Annotated in this window: 12 protein-coding genes; all 12 read right to left on the bottom strand. The window is 49.8% G+C overall.

Going from position 1 to position 22,817, the window contains the following annotated elements:
- Positions 1-9: 9 nt before the first annotated feature.
- On the bottom strand, positions 10-4,446 hold the full coding sequence (locus tag A4R26_RS00550) for an eCIS core domain-containing protein (protein WP_081158570.1): 4,437 nt from the start codon (positions 4,444-4,446) through the stop codon (positions 10-12).
- Positions 4,447-4,456: 10 nt separating this feature from the next.
- The gene (locus tag A4R26_RS00555; protein WP_081158572.1) at positions 4,457-5,917 is read right to left on the bottom strand and encodes a contractile injection system tape measure protein; all 1,461 of its coding nucleotides are present in this window, start codon (positions 5,915-5,917) and stop codon (positions 4,457-4,459) included.
- Positions 5,918-5,925: 8 nt separating this feature from the next.
- The gene (locus A4R26_RS00560) at positions 5,926-12,150 is read right to left on the bottom strand and encodes a hypothetical protein (protein WP_081158574.1); all 6,225 of its coding nucleotides are present in this window, start codon (positions 12,148-12,150) and stop codon (positions 5,926-5,928) included.
- 22 nt (positions 12,151-12,172) lie between these two features.
- Positions 12,173-17,002, bottom strand: a complete 4,830-nt coding sequence (locus A4R26_RS00565; protein WP_081158576.1) for a baseplate J/gp47 family protein — start codon at positions 17,000-17,002, stop codon at positions 12,173-12,175.
- A gap of 19 nt (positions 17,003-17,021) precedes the next feature.
- The gene (locus A4R26_RS00570; RefSeq protein WP_081158578.1) at positions 17,022-17,447 is read right to left on the bottom strand and encodes a GPW/gp25 family protein; all 426 of its coding nucleotides are present in this window, start codon (positions 17,445-17,447) and stop codon (positions 17,022-17,024) included.
- A 12-nt stretch (positions 17,448-17,459) separates the two neighbouring features.
- Complete coding sequence (locus tag A4R26_RS00575) at positions 17,460-17,750, bottom strand: PAAR domain-containing protein (protein WP_081158580.1); 291 nt, start codon at positions 17,748-17,750, stop codon at positions 17,460-17,462.
- A gap of 15 nt (positions 17,751-17,765) precedes the next feature.
- Positions 17,766-19,541: a type VI secretion system tip protein VgrG gene (gene vgrG / locus A4R26_RS00580; protein ID WP_081158582.1), complete on the bottom strand. Its 1,776-nt coding sequence runs from the start codon at positions 19,539-19,541 to the stop codon at positions 17,766-17,768.
- The gene (locus tag A4R26_RS00585; RefSeq protein WP_081158584.1) at positions 19,541-20,248 is read right to left on the bottom strand and encodes a CIS tube protein; all 708 of its coding nucleotides are present in this window, start codon (positions 20,246-20,248) and stop codon (positions 19,541-19,543) included. The genes vgrG and A4R26_RS00585 overlap by 1 nt, the downstream gene beginning before the upstream one ends.
- Complete coding sequence (locus tag A4R26_RS34710) at positions 20,238-20,405, bottom strand: DUF5908 family protein (protein WP_165760108.1); 168 nt, start codon at positions 20,403-20,405, stop codon at positions 20,238-20,240. The genes A4R26_RS00585 and A4R26_RS34710 overlap by 11 nt, the downstream gene beginning before the upstream one ends.
- Before the next feature lie 10 nt (positions 20,406-20,415).
- Positions 20,416-20,874, bottom strand: a complete 459-nt coding sequence (locus A4R26_RS00590) for a phage tail protein (RefSeq protein WP_081158586.1) — start codon at positions 20,872-20,874, stop codon at positions 20,416-20,418.
- 5 nt (positions 20,875-20,879) lie between these two features.
- Complete coding sequence (locus tag A4R26_RS00595) at positions 20,880-21,344, bottom strand: phage tail protein (RefSeq protein ID WP_081158588.1); 465 nt, start codon at positions 21,342-21,344, stop codon at positions 20,880-20,882.
- A gap of 540 nt (positions 21,345-21,884) precedes the next feature.
- A complete protein-coding gene (locus A4R26_RS00600; protein ID WP_081158590.1) occupies positions 21,885-22,811 on the bottom strand; it encodes a coiled-coil domain-containing protein in 927 nt (308 codons plus the stop codon).
- Between the last annotated feature and the right edge of the window lie 6 nt (positions 22,812-22,817).

Consider the following 22,817-nt stretch of genomic DNA (forward strand, 5'->3'; position numbering starts at 1 on the left):
TTGTTTTTATCAGGGTTTATCAGGATCGCCAATGGAATTGATGATGAACATTTTTCCATACAGTTCCCGCGGGGTGCTTTGTTTCACTTCGCCGTTCTCTATATATTGTACCGGTTGATCATAGATCTCGTTTGCATATTGGCGGTTCATGGTATCGTAGATGGGCCATACATTATTCAATGTATCATTGCCGCCCAGGCCCTGGTCCAATGCGTGGTCGGCATCGGTTGGTCCCAGCTTCCAGCTATAATTATAGTTCTCAAACAGCGTCCTTACTTTATTCGACACGCTATATTTTTGCGGCGACTTCCTTCGTTTCAATCGCTTTTTATTATCCCTTATTTGTTTTGCCTGGTACAGGGGGTCTATTCCAATGTAAATGAATTTCACTGTATGCCCGTTACGGGTTTCAGATTTTGCATCGCCTGGGAATGATTTATTTTGCGTGGGTGGCAGTTCGAGTTTTGTTTTCCCATCCCATGCGGCGGTGACCTCAGGCGGCGGCGGTATCTTTCCCCATCTCGGCGAATAGGGTGTTAACGTAATGGGCGAATGATAACCGCGTTTAGCCCACCTGATGGGGATCGGGTATTCATAACTGCCATCGCCCAGTGCTGCATTGGGTGTTGCGCTTCCCGGCGAAGGTGTTGATGCTGCTGTGGCGCCCAGGTCTTTTATGCCATACCGTTTGCCAAAATCAGCGATCTGCCTGCTCAATGGATGAAATCCGGGAACTTCATAAGTTTTTGGGTCGAGCCCTTTATCGCGGGTGCGGTTAATAAGGGTGCCGGCGCTTTTCTGTAATTCGTCGAGGTCGTCGAGCTTCCGTTGCAGTTCTTTTTTCCTGTCATCGTCCTTTTCAGTTTTTAGTAACATAACCGTGCGGTCCCGTTCTGCTCTTATCTTTTCAGACAATTCCTTTGGTGTGCTTGCCATTTTAAGAGTAACCGGCTGGCCGGGTTCGCCTGCGGTTAGTTCAAGATAATGCCATACGCCTTCCATCTGGAAGTCGTCTTTAATGGCAGTAGGCGGTATCGTTTTCTCAGGAATAGGTATGGGGTCCTTGCTTCCTTCCGTTACCTCTTTGCTTTCTTCATTAGTGAATTTGCTTTTGTTCGCATTCGTTTCTTTGGGCGTTTTGTTTTGCAGCACGCCCTTTACGAAATTCTTGTTGTTGAACGATGAGCGTCTGAATTTGACTATTTCCCTTAGCTTTTCTTTGGTGAGTTTGTCGCCGATATCGTAGTCAAAGTCAACCGTCAGGCCGGCGTTTGCAACAGGCCATTGTTTGTCGATCTTCGGGTCGGTTACCGTGCCGCCCGCTACGGAAAAATCTATTAACCCTTTTAGTGCAAGTGTTAATTCGCCTGCCAGTTGCAGCGCGCCTTTGATATAGGTTCTTGGCACTTTTTCATCTTTGGTGCCTGGTTTTGTTTTTTGTCTTACGCCAAAAGTGGCCGCAAGGTCGAGATAGGTTTTGAGAGCGGCTTCACCATCCACATCCACTACAACTGAAGACAGGTTAAAGCCCAGGTAAGGGATCTTTGTTCCCACCCGCACTGCGGCTTTCGCCCAGATATTCACTTTCCCATTCAATTCAGCAGAGAGATTTAGCCGTGCCGACACGGATAATTCCTTGTTGATAGCCGGGTTGGTTGAATAAAGGCCGGCAATGGTAATGTCGTGTAATGTCAATGGCCCCAGCATGTATTTGTAATACAAACCGCCGTGGCCTTTGAAATACAAACCGGCGGGCACACCTGGTATATAGATCATATATGGACCAAACGATTTTTCCAGCGCGGGATGTACCGGTTCCCAGTCGGTACCCGTTGGGTGCATCAGCGTATACATTTTTTCAACAGTAATGCTGCCGCTTACGGTTATATGCCCATCAGGATCTATTACAACCCCAGCTTTCCCGCTTACAAGGTCTGAGCCGTCCTCGTTTTTGACGATAGATAATTCTATAAGACCCCAACCAGCCACCACCAGCTCATTTCCTGTTGCTGAAAGGGTAGATAACGATACAGGACCGTCATCTTCCATGGCAGGTAACTGCTGACCAACTTCTTCCCAGGCTTTTTCTATTGTAGTTACTATCAGCGTGGCTTTTGCGCTTTTGACCCGGCCCTTATTATCTGTTGGTATATATGCTGCTTCGCCGCGAATGTCGAGTATGCCGGCTGCATAGGAAGCATGCAGCGAAGCGGTGATATTATTGATGTTCCAGGTCTTGTTCAGCTGCATGTCGGGGATGATCCCGTGCAGTTTTGCGCGGCGATCGCGTTCAAGCTGCATTTCTTTATCTTCCAATCCTTTCACCTGAAGCCGCAGCGAACCATCCCAGGCGAAAATGTCATCGATGATGGCAATGCTGCCGATCAGCACCTGTCCGTCGCTGATCTTATAATAACCGGCCAGGTTGAACTGCAGCATACCGCCGGTAATGGCATTCTGGTATATTACTTTTGTAAACAGTTCAACCGGGTAGTCTTCCCCAAATACCAGTTTTATCAGCAATGTTTCATCAAACAATTGTTGCATAGCTGTTTTACCGGCGGCCCTTACCATCCAGCCGCGGGGCAGCACCGCAATGCCGCCGTAAATGGAACTGTCTGTACCGTCTATGCCAACCGCGAGATAAGTATTTTCTTTTTTGCCTTCCATGTTGAACGCAGGGTGCGTCATTTCCATGAACTGTGCCGGCATTTCGTAGTGGCCGGTGGCAAGATGGTACCGGATACGAACGCCTTTTTTCGAAGCGAGGTTACCGTATTTGATATTCAATAGAACACCGTTCTTTAACTGGTCGTCGAATGAGATGCCGAACGTGGTTGCGGTGGTTTTGTTTTCTTCATACCATTGTACAAGTGTAGCAAAGGCTTTGATGTGATTGGCAATGTACGAGGGCGGATCGAATAATGGCATGCCCTTCAGGTTGATAGGAATGGCCAGCAGGGTTTTGATGATATGATTACCCATGCGTACCATATCGGCCTCTTCATTATCGTCGAGCAGTTTTTCAACGCCCCACCTTATCAGCCGGCCCGCTACGTAGCGCGCGCCAATGCCAGCCAGCGGTGCAAGGAACGCAACGCGTTGAATATTGGGCACACCTTCTGGTTTTTGTTGTACCGGAGCCGAAGCGTTGCCCGATTGCTGTACGGTATGTGTTAATTCATGCGCCAGCAAATGTTGCCCGGCCGCACTGTCGGTATTGTACTTTCCGCTGTTGAAGTAAATGTCGTTCCCATGAGTAAATGCCTGTGCATGTAATTGCCGGTTCATTTGTACTGCATCGCCGCCGGTATGAACTCTTACCTTGCTGAGATCACTGCCAATGCCGTTTTCCATCTTACTGCGTACCTGTGGGGGCAGGGGCGCCCCTTTGCCCCGGGAAGATGACAGCTGCTGCTCTATATTGGCCGGCGCTGTTCCGTCGCTTCCCTTTTTTTGCACTGCTTCTTCCTTTTCACAGGCCGGACATTTTGTTTGCAGGCCGGGTGTAAAGGGCGTAATACCGCTGACGGGTTTGGTTTGAATATTACCGGTACCGGACATACGTTGTACCACATGGTCGGCTACTGAATCGGCTTCCTGTTCATATTTATCATTGGGTTGGCCCACTGTCAATTTGGGTTGAACTTCGGCCGGGACCGGCGCTGGAACCGGCGTTCCAGCGGGAGCCGGGGTGCGTGTGGCAGCCGTATGGGTTTGCCAGTAATTGTAGCCGAGATAGGGGTATGGCCCCAAAAGGAAATTTACATTGATACCGCATTGGTTCAATACCCACCAGGCAAATGAATTACTGTTGGGGCCGCTGGTAGCATGGTATGGGTGGCCTGCAGCATGATAAGCTGCGGTGCGCGTTTTGAGACAATTGATAAATGCCGGACAATCGGTTGGTGTAATGTCCCATTGTACGCCGCGTGCTTCCCAGGTGCCTGGTTTTACCCAGGCGCCGCTATGACCGCCGCCTGTTGTTGCGTGCGAAGGAACCGGCCCTGCTTCTATAACCCCATAATCGGAACTGTTCAGATAGTAATCAATATACAAATGCCGCATGGCCGGCACATACCCCGACCAGTGATCGATCCTTCGGCCGCCGAGGATCACATGACATTGCCCGTCGGTTGGCGGCTCTTCCGAAGGCCATAGGTCGCCCAGCATCCAATCGGCCTGTATGGCCGGGGCGCCGCTTGTTTCACCTACAGGCGCCGGTGTTTCACCCGAACGCTGCACTACCTGGTCGGCCGTGCCTTCCGCTTCCTGTTCGTGTTTATCACCGGCCGTTTTGGTTTGTATGGCGGGTGTTTGTCCTGTATTAAAGAACGAACCGCCCGTTTCCCTGTTCTGCATAGCCTGCCCGCCACCTTTGCTAAAGAAAGGTGCGCTGCCCGTGGCAGCCGCAGGCGCCGTGGTTTTTGTAGCGTGTGTTTTCATGGCAGATGATTTATCTCCATTCAACTCTGATAATTTCACCCCACCATGGCAGCCTGATCAAACTCAGGTTCCATGGCAAATGATCGAGCAGTACATCGATGGCGTTCTTTTCTACCGCTATGTACAGTTGTTCATTTTTTGTATACAGTTTACCATTCCGTTGCAGAAAGCCCTGGCGCAATCCATCGGGCGAAGTGTTTTTCAAAATGTTCCACTGCGAAATGGCCGCGCGCAGGAGATCGTCGGCTTCCTGTAATTCGTTTATGGTAAGAATTATGTCTGTGTTTACCGGTTCTTCAATAGCATAACCACATAATATTTTCGGTATAACCAGTTCATGCTCTTCAGCTGTTGTTGCGCCTGTGGCTATGTAATGCAACAGGTAAATGGCTTTTTGCCGGCTGGCCGCATTGGAAAAATGTTTTCCACCGAGCAGGCCGCAAAGCGAGAACAGCGAGCGGAGAAAGGGATGTACCAGTACCAGGCCGGCATGTTGAACAAACATTCCGTCTTCTTCCTTCAGCCACCGCCGTTTGCTATCAGCTGCGGGTTGTTCGCCGTTGTCAGCGATGTTCTTCTTATCACGACTGATCGCTGTATCGCCGGCCTCGCGCTGCCGGGCGCCTGCTTCCCGCTGCAGTTGGTGCTGAACTGCCGCCAGCGCCGGTTGTAATTGGGTGTAACCTGCCGTCTGCGGCATTATTTTTTCCAGTGCAGGCAGGTGTTCAATGGTAAGATTTTCCTGTATTATGGTAGTGGCCAGTTGGGTGGTTGTAAGCGTTGTTCCGGTTGCGGCGGCAAGGGTTATTATTTGCTGCCAGCATTCCTTACGGTTTGGTACAGCCAGTTGCGCTGCGCCTGCTTTCTGTAAGCTGTTAAAAAACTGTTCTGCTTCTGCAATGGCCCCGGGTAACCGGTTTTGATCACTGGCAGTAAATACGGTAATGAGTTGAGTGAGCCAGGCAGCGGTATGCTGCTGTGCAATTCGTATGGCTACGGTCTTGTTGTTCCTTATTTCCTCGCGTAGCATGGTTACGCTGTGATGATTAACCGCCAGTTCTTCCAGCACTTTGTGCAGCCAATCTTCCGATATGCGTAACACATTCCAGGGCAGATAGCCTTTTTGCATGTAATGCAGCCATTGGGTAAATGCATGTTGCGGGCCTGCACGTTTACCGGTTGTTGTATGGTGAACGTCTATGTGCTCCTGTAGCTTATTAGTGATGGCCGGTATTGCTATTTTATGCAATTGTGTTTTTTGTAATTGTTGTACATCGATTGCGCCGAGGTCAATTTCCAGGCGGTCGATGTATTGTACTGTTCCGGGTGCAGATAATTTATTCAATTCAATTTCCAACAGCGACAGGAAATGATGCCAGTACCAGTCGCTTACCTGCTGCTGAATATCGAACGCATCGAGGCGTTTGTCGATCGTGAGCTCAATTATCTGTTTTTTTATCAGGTGCTGCATACTGCCTGTTATTTTTTGATACCGGTCACTACTTCATGCAACAGGTTGAGGTTTACACCGGGTTCGTATTTTTTTACTTCCACACCGTTCCAGTCGTCGTAAATGCCCTGGATGCCTATTTTGGCCTTGCGTAATTTTTCAAATGTTTTGGCCGACTGTTTTATATGTTTTACTTCCATGTGCTCAAAACTTATTTTGTCGAGGTAGAACCAAACGAGTGCGGTGATGATGTCTTTTTTCATATCGCGGCTCAGGCGTTTTACGGTTGCATCTTCGGGTTTGGCGTTACTGAGCAAACGGGTGATCAGCGTATCTGTTTTTTGCGGGGTAGGGTCGGGATCGTTCAGGTATGCCTGTGCCATTACCGCCAACGGGTTGTTGTTCGATCGTTCTGTTACATCGCGGGCAACTGCCTGGTAACCGGCCATGCGGCTGTTTATAAAAAGCGTTCTGGCCGATGGCGCTGCCGTTTCTTCCCCCGGTGTTGTGCCTGCTGCTACCGGTTCTGCGGCAGCGGCCGTTTCAGCGGGCTGGGTTGTTTCCGGTTCTTCCGGCGCCGTTGTTTCATCTGGCGTTGCCGGCGGTTCTGCTGCAACTGTTTCTGCCGGGGTTTCCTCAACCAATAACGGCGAAACCTCGTCAACAGTGCCGGGTACCCGCGTTATCACCGGCTGATCGCAGGGGGTATACCGGTATTTTTCACAAACTATTTGTTGCCAGCAGAAGGTCTCATTCACCAGGTTGGTGAACCAGTACTGGTCTTGTTCGGGGCGGTTGCCGCTTTCACTGAAGCAGGGTTGTACCTGGGGCTGGTCACTGGCACATGGGCCGCAGTCGGTACAATCGGGCAAACATTCAAAATTTCTGCGGAATAGAAAATCGAGCAGGTCGCATACAGAGAAGTTATCACTGCAAACCTGTTTCTGCGCCAGGTGACGGCGCCAGTTTTTATATTTTCCTTCAAAACAGCAGAAATCGTGCGGCGCCAGCCATAAGATGCGCAGCAATACATGTGCAGGTGCGCTACGGTATATAATATTTTCCATCAACTGCCGGCCTTCGGGTGTGCGAAAGCGAACGGGCCATGCGGGCAGTACCACGGTGGCGATAAATGAATACGGGTCGGCGCCGGGTACAAAACAAATATCCTGTTCGGTGCTGCAGGGATCTTCGTCAGGTACTTTCCATACAAAATCGCAGTCGCGCATGCGCTCGCCGCAGCCAATTTCCCGGCGGCAATGGCAGTCGTCGTAATTGAGCGGCCGTAATAAAATATGTTCAACCACATGCAGTCCTTCGGCATTGGTTAGTTTTTTGGCGCGGCGTACGGCATCACATACGCTGTCGGGCGTTGGATAACATTGCGGGTTGTATGCAATCAGTTCGCCGCCCGGTTTCAGGTCGTTTGGGGTTTGCTCACGGCCGGTGATACTATAGTTCAGGGCAATGCCGAATGAATTGCATTCGCAGTCGAACACCGCCTGGTAGTTTTCGAAATTCAGCAACAGGCGCATGGCATAGATCAGCGCCGCCTGCGCCTGCTGGCAACTGTCGTAACAGCAAACCGATCTCCACGCAACGTAACAATCCGGTTCCGTTACCGGCGCCTGGTCGCCGCAACCGCAGGGCTGCAGTTCCAGCCGGTCATCGGGGCAGCTATTGAAACCGGGTATTTTTATTTCGATGCAATACGAGGTGCGGCCGGTGGCTTCATCGGTGTTTGCCACTATTGGAAAATAACAGGCGAATTGTTGCAGCCCGGTTTTCCAGTTTTCGAGGTTGTAGTTGTTGTTGTAAGATTGAAGAATGGTTTGTCCGCCGGCATCCACCAGGTATAACGTACCATCCTTTAGAATATAACTATTGCGGCTGTCGGTTATTTCATTGGGCAGTTGCACCAGCCAGTTACACAGGTTCTGGCCATCGGCACTGTCGAAGGTATGCCGGGCAAAGGGCTGCGCTGTATGATCGAGCAGTACAAGGGTGTTCTGTTCCCAGCGGGTGGAGTATGCCCTTGATTCAATAAACCGCTGCAGCCGGTAATACATTTCGTGCATAACCGCGGTGCGTTTAGCGGCCGTATCGTATTTACAGGGGTGAACGATAAGGTCGGCTCCGCAGTTGAGATAAAAAGAATAACAACAATCGGTTGTGCGCAGGTAGTTATGAAAACCCAAACCCGATTGTACCGCGCAAATGAATTTTTCAATTCCTGCATTGCTCCAGGCGGCTTCTTCCGTCATAAAACGGCGGGCGCTTTCGGCCAGCACTTCGCGAATATAAATGCGCCAGGTGCGTTTGCCTTCTTTGTTGCAGTTATCACAATGAACAAACAGGTTGCCGGCATATTTCAATAAGATAAGGAAGAACTGGTAGTCTTTACGGGCCGCTTCTTCGGTAGCATAGTGCTGCAGGCTGCGCCAGGCGGTATTGCCGGCGGCGTCAACGGTGAGGCTGAAATAGTACACATAATCTGCTTCGGGATCGGTTGAGCAACTACAAGGAGGTATTACCGTTCCATCTTCGCAGGGGAACAGATCGAAAAATTGCTGCGAACGGTATTTCACTTTTTTAATGGCATCGGTTTGCGCAACGGCATGCTGCCGCAGCCAGGCCGCCATTTTTTTACGGGCTTCATCGGCCTGCGTAAAACTGCCATAGCTTTCGGAATAGGCAGCGTATACATTGTCTTTATCAACCAACTGGTATACGTACAAACCCTGCCGGCTTATTTCATCGGGTTCTACAAACCGGTCGTACACTTCAGGGTTAGGGTTGCCCAGCATGGGCGTAATGCTTTTTTGCGTATCCAGCGCTGTCGAAACGGCGGCTACCGTGGGTGTTCCATCCGGTTGTACCGGGGTTGCTACCACGGGCACATGGCCGTTTTTTTTGCCGGCGGTCAACAGGATGCGGTTTTCCTGGTGCCGTACCTGTAATTCGTTGGCCGACTGGTGCAGCAGGGTGGCCGACCGTAACGCTGCTGACGATGCGGCATATTCTTCTACGCTGGTAAAAATAAAACGGGCGTTCTCTTCAAAACCCAGGTAATAATTGAACCGCCAGCGATACGGGCTTTTATCTATGTTTACCTGGTATACCCAGTTGCGGATTATTTGATGAATATGATCTTTGGCGCGAATGGCGTCTTCGTCAGTATCGAATTCCGTTGCACAAATAGCCTGTAAAATGCCATTGCCGGTAATACCGAGCGTGAATTTCCGGTGCGGCATATTTCTGCCCACCTGGTAATTGCTTTCAATAGCGCCCAGCGCCAGCACACTGTAACAATGCGCCTGCGCTTCTTCGGTTGAATTGAACATTTCAACAGGGGTGAATTTAAAGGCATTGGTGCGGTCGAGCACTTCGTAGGTGAAATTATCGGGATGGCCTACGATGGTGTTATCTATATCTATCTTGAACGCATGTACATCGATGAACTCAACCATATTGGCCGTAACCGCAACGAGGTATAAGTTACCAGGTTGCGCGGCGTCCGCAACGGGTGTCCACCGGGTGTTGTCATCGATGCCTTCGTTTGATCGCTGTAAAGCGTTTTGCGCTTCCTGTTCAACGGTAGTAAAGTCAACGGCGGTGCGTATTACAATGCCGGTATTGTTCTGCAATTGCAGCCGGTACATGTGTTCGCTTACAAAAACATCATCCGGCCGTGGTTGCAGATCGAATGCCCTGCTGAGCGCAGCGCGCACTTCATCTGCCTCCTGTTCGGTGGGCCAGGTATAAGCTACATTGGCAAAGCTGCCATTGCCGTATTGCAATTGCAGGGTGTACAATCTCTCATGCGCCAGGTAGCGGGTTGATAAATTACCGGGGTTACCCAATGCATTGAAAACCGAACGCGCCGTTTCCTGTGCTTCGGGCCGGCTGTTGAATTTGCCGGGTAACGACATAAACGCACGGTTGGCAATGGTGATGTTCACCTGGAACAGCTCATCGTATTGCGTTACAATAAAATTGCACAGGCTGTGCGCCAGTTTGTTCTCTATGCCGCTGATATATTTAACCGATTGTTCAAACCCCGAAATGTTACCGGTGTTCCAGTTGTTCTCAAAATAATCATACGCCTTTCCGCGATCGCGGCTGATAGTATCGTAGTGCGTCAAAAAGTTTTCTTTCGCTTCTATGTTGGCCTGTGTTGCGGCCTCTTCGGTTGTATACTGTTTATACGACAATAACGCAAAATCGGTAAACTGTTCGGCAAACCGGCTTAACAGGTGATCGAGGAACGTATTGCGGCGGGTGGCATACAGGGCATCGTCCTCTACTATTTCCTGCAGGTAGCTGGCAAAGGATACCAGGTTCAACTCCAAATCAAAGCTTACGCGGTTGCTGCCGGTGATATAGGTGCGGTAATTGGCATCGAAACCGGCAATGTAGATCACGGTGCCCAGTTCTGCATCTGCTTCCGCAGTAGCAGCAAAATGTTTTTTACTCACCAACGCAAAATCATCCTGCGAAGTGAGCAGGTAATAATGAATGGCGGGCGCGTTGCCTATATAACCGGTGGTGTACTGTTGCTGTAACAGGTCTTCTTTCAGCTGTTGCAAAATGATCTCCTGTTCGGCAAGCGAACCAACGGTGTATGGTGGTAATGCACCGGCATCGAATGTGGTATCGGGATGAGCGGCGATCCATTGCAACAGGTCGTTTTTTGCAACGGGATATACCAGCGTGCTTCCCTGGGTGCCTGCGGCCAGTGCATCGCTATCGGTGGCCGGCATCCGCAACAGTTTGGCAAGATCTGGCACCGAATTGAGCGAATTGAGAAAATACGTATGCCGTTCATTGTCACCGGGGGCCGATAAGGCAAACAGCGAACGGATATTCGTTAACTGCGTCAGGTAATTCGCCAACAGCTGATCAAAGAACAGGAGGTAACCTTTCAGCTGCAGGGCCTGCGCTTTCCTGGTTGCCGGCGCCGAGTCGGGCAACCCGCCTTCGCCTATGCCATATACCCGCGGGAAATCGTTTTGAATGGAATAATAATCGCTGAGGTCGCTGCGATAGATGCCGCCGGGTATGGCGCTGTCGAGGTTGGGAAGTGCTTCTGTATATAATATTTTACCGGTGTTGCTGAAATTGATGTTCAGCAATCCCTGGTATTTGGCGGTATCGACGGTAACGGGCCGGCCATTTTTCGAGAACTGAAAACCTGAGCAGCCGATGGTGAAATCCGGTACATAATTCTTTGGCAGTTTGAACTTCCAGCCGGTTGGGTTCACCGGCGCGCCATTACAGGTGCGCAGTTGCAGGTTCTTTACTTTTCGAATGCCGGGCACCTGCAGTATTACATTGAACACATCGGAAAGGTGGATCTCTTTTTTCAGTTCTATCTGTTCAAACTCGCCGGTATCTACGAAGCCATGGCTTTCGGTAACGTTGTAAGGGCGGCCCGCAAAGATGGCTTCAACAGGCAATTGCCTGTCGAGCAACTGGGGCAGGGTATAAAATCGCGGGGCAGGTGAAAAGAAGGCGCGTAATGCCTGCGCAACTGCCAGGTAAACTTTATCGGCATCGGCGTCGGATTCCAGTTCAAGATCGGCGCAAACACCCATTTCGAGTTTACACAGGACGTAGATGTCGACAAAATCTTCGCAGAGGTTACGATGCGCCATCAGCGCTTTTTTCACGCGGCAGGTTATATCGTTTATGTAGGCTGCTTTTTGGGCAGCGGTGGTAAAATCTTTATCGGGATTTTTTTCGGTTTCAATATATACGTGGTATAACCCGTTCAGGTATTCGGTGCACGCGCTACGGGCTGCACCGGGAACGGTGCCGGGTATGGGGTCCGGTGCCGGCTGGTTGGAGTTGCGGCACCAGTCTTTTTGATCGGTGGCCACTTCAAGCCAGGCATTCTTCACGCCATCGATATCAACCAGCAGTTTACGGTAATCGGTTATGGTGAGCGGGTTGCAGCCCAGTATTTGTGCAGCGGTGAAAAAATTATTGTCGCTGCCGGTATCGCCGGGCGCGCGTGATAAAATATCCTCTACCGGCAAATTGGTGCGGTAACCCAGGTCGAGCAGGGCATAACACAATGCTTCGAGTATGGTTATACCGGGGTCGTGCACGTTATGATCTGTCCATATTTTCCCGCTCAGTTTACCCAGGTAGGCAATGCCTTCGCTGCGCAGTTCGTCAAAGTTGAGGTACCCGGGGAAACCGGAGTTGTTCTTGCTGATCACTTTTGTATTTAATAGTTCGTCTGCCATAACCGGATTGCCATTTTCAATATTATTTGCATATGGTATTTATCTTCATCGGCTGGTTATCGCATGCCAGTTGCGGATGCCAGGTTTCACAATCCTGTTGCTGAATACATACATCGATTTCGCCGGCGATCAGGATCGACCGCGGGGTAACGGGGCAAACGGCTGCCTGGTCGATGGGCGCTGCATTGGTTTCATCGTCCTCATGCCGCATTCTCAGCTCGATGATATAGTCTACATAATCGCGCGACTCCAGGAAGCGGATAATATCCGACCGGTTGATGCATTGGCCAAACGTGAGTTTGTCGTATACACCCACGGCCCAGGGAGCCAGGAATTCGCGCAGGTCTCCCTGCAGTTTTTCTTTATAAAAATGCTCGTCCTTACCGAGGTATAATTTCACCCGCAAACAGAACTGCACTTTTTCATAACGGGGGTTCATTACCCGTAACCGCACAAAGGGCGCCGTTTTTTTCGCTATGTATTGTTGTATCGATTCCAGCATGCTTACCGGCACGCGTGGCTCGAATTGCTGCATGGCCTTAAGCTTGTTCATATCGGGTATTACTGCCAGCAGCACGTAGCCGGGCGCTACCGGGTGATCGTTCCTGTACTTATGCGCATCGAGCGCAAAACTGTGGTTGATGCATTTGGCTTTGAACACCTGTGGAAAGGCATCGAGCACCAGCCGTTCATAATCGAATTTTTGAATGGCCCTTCCTTTATGGCGTAACAGTTCGCTTACGCGTACATAGTATTGCCCCGTTTCTTCGGGTACCCGGCCGCCAAAGGTTTCGTAAGGCTGCGTAATTTTTTTAACGGCGGTATCGGCCACTTTCAGTTTTGTAAGCGAAGCGGCGGGCAGCGTTTCATCGAGCCGCTGTTTGTCGTTGGCTTCGTCATTGGTAAAGGTGGCCCTTACCGCCTGTGTAAAGATGCCGATGGTTTCGGCCACCGAGCGGCTGTTGATGGGGATGGCCGCTTTTATCCAGTGCAGGCCTTTGGGCAATACGGTGTTCTCATTGGTCATATTGCCGGGAAGCGCGAACCGGATAATACCCGAGGTGGTCAATCCTTCCGTAGCATCTTCCAGCACTTCAAAACCGGTGCGCAGCAGTTTCCAGGTATTGTTCTCGAGATAATACCATTGGATGTCTTCTTTCTGCGATTCTGAATCGGCGGTGGCTTCGGCCAGCTGGAACAGTATGTTCAGGTTGCTGCCGGGTTGCAGGTCCTTCAGGCCGAGGTATAAATTGCCTTCATCGCAGAAGGTTGGAAACAGGGAAGGCCGCGTTTCCAGTTCTTCGGCTTTGTAGGTGCCGGTGTATGGATATAAATGAATAAGATCGATATCGGTAATAGCGGCGGTGGCTTTGTAATCGATAGACATTTCTTTGATCACCGGCGTCCAGGGTTCGTTGGGGATCACCACTGTTTTCTCGCCAAAACTTCCTGAAAAGAAATCGCCGAGGTCGATATCGTCGAGAATATCGTTGAACTTACCCCTGATGATGCCTTTCAGGTCATCGGCCACCCCGGTGAGGTCGGTGTTCAGTAATGTGAACAAGCTGGTAAAGAAAGCTCTTACTTCTGCATTTACATTGTCCTGCTCCGATGCGGTAAGATCGCCGGTCTCGAAATCATTATTGAACAGATCGGTGATGGAGAGCGATGCAATGCCTGCAATATTGTCAAGCACCGTTTTACAATCGGCAATTACATTGTTCAGGAAGGGTACGTTCACCCCTTCGTCGATCTTGCTTTCCACTACGCTGATGAGGTCGAGTAAAACGTCTTCTATGGCGGAGTTCACCACCTGGCCGGCCACCTGTATTACACGCGGACCAATATTGCCGAAGAAGATAGAAATATCGAAAACCGATGGAATGGCGTTCTCGTCGTCATACACGGCCCCGTTAATAAGGTCGGGGTAACGGCCAAAGGCCATCATTTGCCGGGCAAGCACATACGAATAGTTCTTGTGCAGGAAATCCTGGTTCTGCAGGTTGATCCGCAGGAAATTATTTCTCGAGTTCACGCCAAAAGGGCTTAGCGGTTCACCCGTGATGTTGAACGCCTGGGTAACATCGAATTGCGGCGCCGATGCCAGCGCAGCATCATGAAACAGCCTTATCGTTTGATCGAACGGGGGAATGGCGCTGGAGGGATCATCAGGATCTTCCAGTACTACCGGATGGCATGTTACCGATGAAATGCCCTGTTCAAACAATTGCCGGTTATTGTCTTTGGTAAACTCATTCAATACGGTTGTGGTGAATGGCGTACCTGTTTTTTCTTTTATCCAGTTGCCGTTTTCGAGCAGCGCGAGGTTCATTTGAAAATCGCACTCATTCAGTCCGTAGATCGATTTGTCATTGTTCGCTGGGTCTTCACAATTATGATAATTTTCCCTTACGAGATATCCTTTATAATGTTTGTTGAAATCGGTTGGTTTGTCTTTCCAGTTGATGTTCACAAACACCTCATTCCATTTTTTACCAAACACTTCCTGGCTGCCGATATAGAAATTCGGGCCAACCAGGTTGAGTTTGGGAACGGGGTTCGGTACGGGAACGGGTGGTGGATTGGTAACGTCGAAATCGATCACTACGGGCCGGGTGCCAAACGGATATACCGGCGCGTTTACGTTCTGTAAACTTTCATCGTTCTGTACAATAAAGTTTTTCAGTCCGCATACCGTTGTTTCTATCTTCGACAGGTTGTCGCCGGCAACGATCACATTCCTGAAGAAATGGTACAGCGATACCGGTTGTTCCCGCTCTTCAGGTTTTCTTTCGCAGCATTGTTCTTTTATTGCGGTGGCCGTAATGGTTTCGAACAGTTTTATTTTATCATCCAGTTCAACCTTTACCACAGGCAGGGTAGTGCTTAGTTCTTCTTTCAGGTTTGCTGCATTATAAAACGTAACTGCTTTCTGATGGGCCTGCAGTTCGGCGGTTATGGTAAGGGTGAAGGGTTTATCTGAACCTGATGGCGCCATGGCGCCGGGCGCCATTGTGATCACCGGTGGCGTTTCGGGCATTATCCATTCTTTTTCACCACTGAACGAAACGGTTAATGCTTTGCGTGGCTGCAGGAATTCAGCGAGGATCATTCTTTCCGCTTCATTGAATTTGCTTTCAAACTGCGTTTTAGTAATGGTGGTCTCGAATATTTTTTCTTCCCGGGCGCAATAACAGATATCCGTATCGAGCCGGTCGCTGGCATCCCTGCGTTCGGCTTCCGATTTTATATAACGGATGGTGAGCAGTTTGTTCAACCGGTCGTTCAGGTCTTTGCAGATGCCTTTTTTTACAATGGCCGCCAGTATGGTCCTGTTGAGATAATAGAACGACTGGCCCAGCAGGGCCCTTATGTCATTGTACAGCGTATCGGCCGGCACAAGGCTGTTATACGAGCCGCTGCTGGCTGTGCCGCCCCCTGTTGTTGAACCGGGATCGCAACAGGAATTGGAAACGCCCGTTACCGGTTGCAGCCCGCTGCAATAATTGTTCTTTAGCAAACAGCTTAGGGTGATGGTCACTTTACGGGTGCCTTCATTCAACAGCAATACGGGCGATGCCAGTATAAATGCAATACGGGCATTGGGGTAGGGGTGAATGAACTTATTTTCAGGATCGGTGTATTTGCTGTAGCGGGCGCCGGGTGTTGGCCAGCTGTTCGGTTCCTCTTTAAATTCTTTATCGATGCCATTGGCTTTACGGGCATCGGGCGCCATGTAAACACCTTCGAGCCAGGTGGTGGTTGAAATGGTGTTGTTGTTCAGGAACAGGGTTCGTATATCGCTTACCTGTGCTTTATTCACTACAATTTCCTGGTCGGTGGCAAATAGTATTTCCTGTTTGTTAAGGTCTTTGCCATCTTTCAACTGCAGGCCTTTTTGCAGCAGGTAAGCGTTCAGCTGGTTCTGTATTTCAAAAACAATATGCGCTTTGTCGGGCACAGCCTGCTGTGGCTGCAGCTTCAATACTTTTTTATAGAAGAAGTCGAGGTGTTTTTTCGAAAAGCTGTTCAGGTCGGTTTGCAGGTGGGTGAATAATTTCAGGAAGGAGAACAGCAGTGCGAGGTGCGGGTGGTGTTTCTCCTGCAGGTCGTCCTGTAAGGGCAGCAAACTTTGTTGCAGGCTTTGTTCAGCACTGCCCGAGATAATGCGAATGGCATCTAAAAAGGCAGGTACCAGCTGTTCTATATCTTTATACAGCGCCAGTAATCTTTTTCTTTTGGTTTTTCCCTTTGCGCCGAATGCTTCGCTGGTAAAATTGGCATATGCATCGGTAATGTCGAGCTCCCAGGTTTCGTTATCGAGCAGTTGGTTGAAGGTTTGGGGCTTTACGCAATACCATTTAACGGCGGCATTGTTGTACAGCATGAATTGCCGTACGGTATCGGTGAGTGTGTTTTTGATTAGGCTGCCCAGCGTTACTTTTACTGGCAGGGTAGCATCGGGTAGTTTTAACTGCCACTCGTTTATTTTGTCGATCAGTTGATTGTTTACATAGTTCAACAACAGTTGCAAACCAGCTTTCGATGGTTTTTTTACAAATGCTTTTTTGAACGCGGCCAGTTTGTTTTCGTTGGCGGTTCTGTTGTAGCGAATGATGGAGGCAATGATAAATGGCGCGCTGCTGCGAAAGAACGGCTGCCAGTCTTTTATATTAAGTTGGGTGTCGTAGTAGTTGATGTGTTGTGAGAGCTGTACGAAATAGTCGAGCAGGTCGGCCAGGGTGCGGCCGTCGATAGCGGCTTCGCCCTGCAGCAGTTCGTGCATTACCCGCTGCTGCTGACTAACGCCGGGGTCGTTTTGAAAGGGATGTTTCAGGGACTGGCAATTCATTGTTGACGAGTTAACGAGTTTATACTGGCTTTAACGCTTCGTTCTTATAGTAGTCATACACATAGTTGAACCTTGAATTGGTACCCGGTATGCTGTAATCGATGCTGATGGTGAACTTACCTTCTATAAGGTCGAACGATTCCGCTGCGGTTACTTCAATTTTCTCCGCCACTATCCGTGGTTCATAATACAGGATGGCATTCTTAACCCTGTCTTTCAGGTAACCGATCACCGAGCTGTTCATGGTTTCGAATACATAGTTGGTAAGATCGCAGCCATAACGGGGCTGCATAACCCGTTCACCGAGTGTTGTCGACAATAATATATTGAGGCTTTGCCTGATGTCCTCTTCATCGCTTACCAGTTCAACGGAACCGGCTTCGCGGTTGAAGGTGGGCGGAAATGACCAGCCTGTGCCGAGAAAAGAATTGAATACCTTGTTCATACGAAATAATTTTTATCCGCCTATCTGTACTGTTGGGAAACCGGCTACGATAACACCGCCATGCGATGTAAGATCGCCCTGCCGGGCCGCGGGTTTGCCACCGATCAATACGGTAACAGAGCCTTTTACAATAGTATCGGGCGGACCCGTGCAGATCAATAAGTCGCCCACTACTGCCGCCGGCATATTGCCGATCAGCACCGTGGCCACACCCGGACCGGTAATGGGGCCGCCTACATGTGGTACCGGCCCGTTTGAAAGCGGACAGGTATGCATATCGCTTATTCTTGCTGCTGCGGGCATGTTGTTGTTTTTTGGTTAGTTTATTTTTACCAGTGAACCGCTGATGTCGGTAATGCCCGATGACGATACTTTCGTCATGGCGCCCTGTATTTCACAATTGCCATCTGCTTTTACCGAGAGCGACATACCGCCTATTGATAATGTAGCGCCTGCCGAGAGGGTGAGGTTCGCACCCGCCTTCAGTTCTATATTCTGCGGGCTTTCTATCGAAACACCGCTGGTGCCCATGGTCACTTTATTGTTGTTCTGATCTTTGATCTCTATTTTGCTTCCGGCTTCATCGAGCTGAATGCTGTTGCCGGCGGGGGTATCGATGGTAATGGTCTTTGTATTGTCGTTAAAATGAATGCGCATTTTACTGCGTGTAAAAAAGCCTTTTTCATCATTGGCATCGGCTGCCTGCAGGGGCGCGGGTTTGGCGCTGCTGTTCAACTGGCCCAGCATAATGCCATGACGCGGATCGTCGTTGATAAATCCTACGATCACTTCATCGCCTATTTCGGGCCGGAAGAAGGCGCCGCGCGTATCACCGGCATCGAGACTGGCCACGCGCACCCAGGTGCCTTCGGCATTGTTATCGATAACGGGTATTTTAACCAGGATGCGGTCATCACCGTCTGGATCGGTTGCGAGGCGTTTTACGATCCCTATCTGCAAACCGTGAATGGAACCAACCAGCCCGGCGCTGAGCATGTCATCAACCTGCGGGGTTTTGGCCGCGTACTGTGTTGGGTCGTAACCGAATTGGATATGCGTATACCAGGCGCCATTGGCTATATCCTGTACAACTGCCGTCACCAGCGCTTTGCCGTTAAAGCGGTCGCCGATACCGGCAAGCTTTACCATATCGCCCGGTTGTACGCCTGAAAAACCGGTGATGCGTGCGCGCCCTCTTATTTTGCTCAGGCGGCTGCGCATCATAATGCCGTCGGCCCAGTCCTGCAGTTCCTGTTCCAGTAAATGCCCGCTGTGGTGAACGAGGTATTTATCGAGGTCAATAGCTTCTGCGAGGTGGCTGCCAGCGATATTACCCGGCTCGGTAAACCCCTGCGCTTCGGAGGCATCGGCTTTGAACAATTGCTGACCGGCATAATCCCACGAGGCGGCTTCCACGTTTTTCCATTGCGTGCGCGCATCCATCGATGCTTCCAGTTCCAGGATCGATGAACCGTAGGTTACCTGTATAACGGGCTCGGCAGCGGTAACCGGTTTGGTGATCTTTATTTCACCATCGTTTACAAACACCAGCATGCCGTTGGCTTCAGCGCGCAGCAACAGGAAGTCCCAGTCGCTCACATGGTGCTGTACCACTTCCTTATGTGTTAGGGTGGTGGTTTGAACATCGCCTGATAACCCGCTGTAAGCGCTTATCAGCGTGTCGAAGAGCTGGCTGTCCTTTACCTGTTCGTAATAGCGGCTATGGCGGCCGATGGTCATCTTCACCGCTTCATCGCGGCATTCGATATGCAGTTCGCTTTTGCCGTTCTCTTTTATTTTTACCGAGTGGCGGGTGATGATGCCTTTGAAAGCCTGGCTGTTGTTGCTGTCGAACCCTATTTTGATCTTTATTTTATTACCGGGTACAAAATCATTGCTGTTGCTGATGTCGAAACTGCGCTGCGCGGCATCGCCATCGCGCAGGATGATCTTTGCCGTGGGTATGCGGTTCACTTCTTTGGTTATGGAAATACCCAGCACCTGGTACGATGGGTTCACCGGCGTTTCGTTCACCAGTATATTGAAAGTGCTTACATCGTGTTGCGACGGGTTTGGTATGATCAGTTCCTCCATCAGGCTTCGTTTTTATCGAATGGTGGAAAATAGAGCTCGTTGCCCGGTTTTATTTTTCTGATAGTAGTGAGCGCATTCACTTTGGCCACCTGCAGAAAATAATTCGGGTCGTTGTAAATGCTCCAGGTCATCAGGTCGAGCCGGTCGCCCTGTTTAACCGCGCGGTAGTGCGTGAGGTCGGGTGAGCTAAGCCGTGATTCTGCCTGGATCTCTTCCCTCGACTTATGCGCAAGGAAGGTGGCGTTCACTTTTACCCGTAACGGTTTGCCATCGGGTTCGAACAGGGAGAAGTTCAGCTCGAGATTCGAAAGCACACACCTGAAATCGATCTCCGAGCCCCAGTGTACGATCAGGAAGCGCGGCCGGTGAATGTTGCCATCCATATTGTACACGCATTTTTTGAGATCGGCCAGCTGGTCGTGCACGGGTTTATTGATGTATTCTTTGTTATCGCCGCCATAACCTTCCATTGTTTTGGTGCCATCGAGAATGAACTCCAGCCGCAGTTCTTCGGGCGCGGTGCTTTTATACCGCGCTTCGCTGCCCTGGTTGCCATGCCCCGTTTGCGTATCGACATTCACCTTATAGGTTTGTGAGAACGATTCGGGGTTGATGGGCGTGGCAAACTGCCGCGTGGGGTCTTCACCTGTGAAATCGCGGTTGGCGAATGATTTGATCACCAGTTTGCGGAGGCTGTTATCGCTCATTTTTTTCTTTTAAGATGTCCATCACTTTTTCCACGCAGGCCTGGATGATCTCTTCCTGTGAGCCGCCGCTTCCCTGGGAGGCGCCGGCCGACTGACCGTTGGGGCTATCCTGCGTTACTACGGCCTTTATCACCAGTTCGCGAACTTCTATTGGCATATGTGAAAATTTAACCGTGATTGAACAACAGCTTGTTGTAATTCAGTTCCAGCGTTTCGAGCAATACCTCACCGCGTTCGGCATTCAGTTCACCCAGCTTCCAGCTGCGGGGCCACACATTGTTGATGACCCAATACATCAGCGGCTGGTGATCTTCATCGAGCAGGTTGATCTGCACCGTGCGGATCACTTCGTATTTTCCATCGTCGAACGCTTTCTGCAGCCAGGTGGTAAGACCGGAATCTGTTGGTTTCAGCAAACCCCGTTTCAATATCAGCGGGCCGTATTTGCGGCGGGTGGGGATCACATGTTCAAAATGATTCTCGCCGCCTTCCCTGATGGTTTCGGTATCGACGTTGCCATCGAGACCGCTGACCGACTGAAACTTTACATCCACTTCCTTTGCTTCACCCAGTGCAAACTGAACGCTGAAATGAAAATTGACCGTTTGATAAAAATTCTCAGCCATTGCGTTTATTTCTTGGCTTCAACAATCGATAACCCTTCGTGCACCAGTTCCATGGTTTCGATGGCCACTTCATTGGCATCGGCCTTCAGATCGCCGCTTTGGACTTTGGAAGGCCAGGCTTTTGAAAGCGTCCAGGAAATAACGGGCTGGTGCTCTTCATCGAGCAGGCGAATGGTAACATCTCTTCTGAACTTTTCTTTGCCTTCCTGGAATAATTGTGTTTTTTTCCATTGTTCAAAGAATTCGAAGTCGCCCAGGAAGGTGCCGCGTTTAAGGGTGACGTTGCTGAACTTGGTAAGGCCGGGTTGTTTTGTTTTATTGTAGGTTGGACTACTGCCTTCACGGTATTCGATCACTTCGGTTTCGAAGTCAAGACCGGTTACTTCAGTGAAACCGATACGTGTTCCGCCCCAATCGAGTTGAAAATGGAATTTCGGGAGCGGATAGTTCTTTTTTGGATCGTCAGCCATAGTTGTTAGTTTATTGTTTATGGTTTATTGTTTATAGTTCTTTTATTCGAAACTCGAGACTAATTGCAAGGCGTTTTCTTTTGTTTATTGTTTGTGGTTCTTTATTTCGAAGCTCAAGACTAATTGCAAGGCTCGCTTCTTTGGGTTTATGGTTTATTGTTTTTTGTTTATTGTTCTTTTATTCGGAACTCGCGACTGGGTTCTTAGTTTGTGGTTTATGGTTTGTTGTTTGTGGTTCTTTTATTCGAAGCTCATAACTAATTGCGGGCTTCGCTTTCTTTTAGTTTATTGTTTATTGTTCTTTTATTCGGAGCTCGCGACTGGGTTCTTAGTTTGTGGTTTATGGTTTGTTGTTTGTGGTTCTTTTATTCGAAGCTCATAACTAATTGCGGGCCTCGCTTTCTTTTAGTTTATGGTTTATTGTTTATGGGCACCGGTTAAACTGTGGGATGCGATTCGCTTTATGCCTTTATGCCTTGTTGCCTCGTTGCCTCGATGCCTCGATGCCTCGTTGCCTCGATGCCTCGATGCCTCGTTGCCTTATTTGCACTTGCTCTCCACTTGCGCAATAGCATTCTCAAGCGCTTCCTTGCATGCCTGCAACGCATCGCGTTTTTCCCTGGCTTTGTCGAGCTCTTTCTTAAGCACTTCCACTTCTTCTTTGGCCTTGTCGCAATCTTCTTCGAGCTGTTTGTAATAAGGATCGTCGTCGAGCGGAAAGCGGATCTTCGGTTTCAGGTGGCAATGGTGTTTGTAACCGCCGCATTTGCCGTCATCCACTTTCACATGCTCATCTTCGTGCTCATCCTCTTCTACAGGATCGCAGCCGCAGTTGAGTTTGCTTTTCCAGTATTTCAGCACTTCCTTCAACCCGTATTCTTCACAGATGTGGATGTGCAGGCCATAGGCGAGCTCGATGGCGATCACCACTTTTCCTATCAGACTATCGCGTGTGGCAATCACCGCGTCGAGCTTTTTGCCATATTCTTCAATATATTTCATGATGCCGGTGCCGGGGGCCAGCTCGGGCCGTTTGAGGCAGTTGATGCACTGAATGAGCTCGTCGTATTTTATCTTCAGCCTGTCGACCCGTTTGTACAGGTCCTCGATCATACAAAAGAGAATTTCAATGGCCTTGTTCACCTTGCCGGTGATCTTGCAAACCTTCTCAAGGTGCAGGATGAACAGTTCGAGCTGGCGGCATAAGGCATCCGCTTTTTCATCGGTGAGCTCCCAATCGGCGCACCAGGCTTTCAGTTTATCGCGCCATTCAACGACGAGGGTGTATTCGGTCTCTTTATGGCTGGCTATGGCCAGGGCTTCCTTCCAGTCGGCCGTAACCTCCACCAGGTCTTTTTTCCAGGTGTCATTGCAACAATCACCACCGGGGGTATCGCCGCCATTATCCTGTTTGCAGCAATCGAAGATGTCTTCTTCAATATTGCTCAGCGTACTATATTTTAACATGCTGGC

The organism is Niastella populi, from assembly GCF_002078015.1.
Taxonomy (GTDB): Bacteria; Bacteroidota; Bacteroidia; order Chitinophagales; family Chitinophagaceae; genus Niastella; species Niastella populi.

Coding starts and splice junctions, on each gene's coding strand:
- A4R26_RS00550 (WP_081158570.1), bottom strand. CDS start 4,446: ATGAAAACACACGCTACAAAAACCACGGCGCCTGCGGCTGCCACGGGC.
- A4R26_RS00555 (WP_081158572.1), bottom strand. CDS start 5,917: ATGCAGCACCTGATAAAAAAACAGATAATTGAGCTCACGATCGACAAA.
- A4R26_RS00560 (WP_081158574.1), bottom strand. CDS start 12,150: ATGGCAGACGAACTATTAAATACAAAAGTGATCAGCAAGAACAACTCC.
- A4R26_RS00565 (WP_081158576.1), bottom strand. CDS start 17,002: ATGAATTGCCAGTCCCTGAAACATCCCTTTCAAAACGACCCCGGCGTT.
- A4R26_RS00570 (WP_081158578.1), bottom strand. CDS start 17,447: ATGAACAAGGTATTCAATTCTTTTCTCGGCACAGGCTGGTCATTTCCG.
- A4R26_RS00575 (WP_081158580.1), bottom strand. CDS start 17,750: ATGCCCGCAGCAGCAAGAATAAGCGATATGCATACCTGTCCGCTTTCA.
- vgrG (WP_081158582.1), bottom strand. CDS start 19,541: ATGGAGGAACTGATCATACCAAACCCGTCGCAACACGATGTAAGCACT.
- A4R26_RS00585 (WP_081158584.1), bottom strand. CDS start 20,248: ATGAGCGATAACAGCCTCCGCAAACTGGTGATCAAATCATTCGCCAAC.
- A4R26_RS34710 (WP_165760108.1), bottom strand. CDS start 20,405: ATGCCAATAGAAGTTCGCGAACTGGTGATAAAGGCCGTAGTAACGCAG.
- A4R26_RS00590 (WP_081158586.1), bottom strand. CDS start 20,874: ATGGCTGAGAATTTTTATCAAACGGTCAATTTTCATTTCAGCGTTCAG.
- A4R26_RS00595 (WP_081158588.1), bottom strand. CDS start 21,344: ATGGCTGACGATCCAAAAAAGAACTATCCGCTCCCGAAATTCCATTTT.
- A4R26_RS00600 (WP_081158590.1), bottom strand. CDS start 22,811: ATGTTAAAATATAGTACGCTGAGCAATATTGAAGAAGACATCTTCGAT.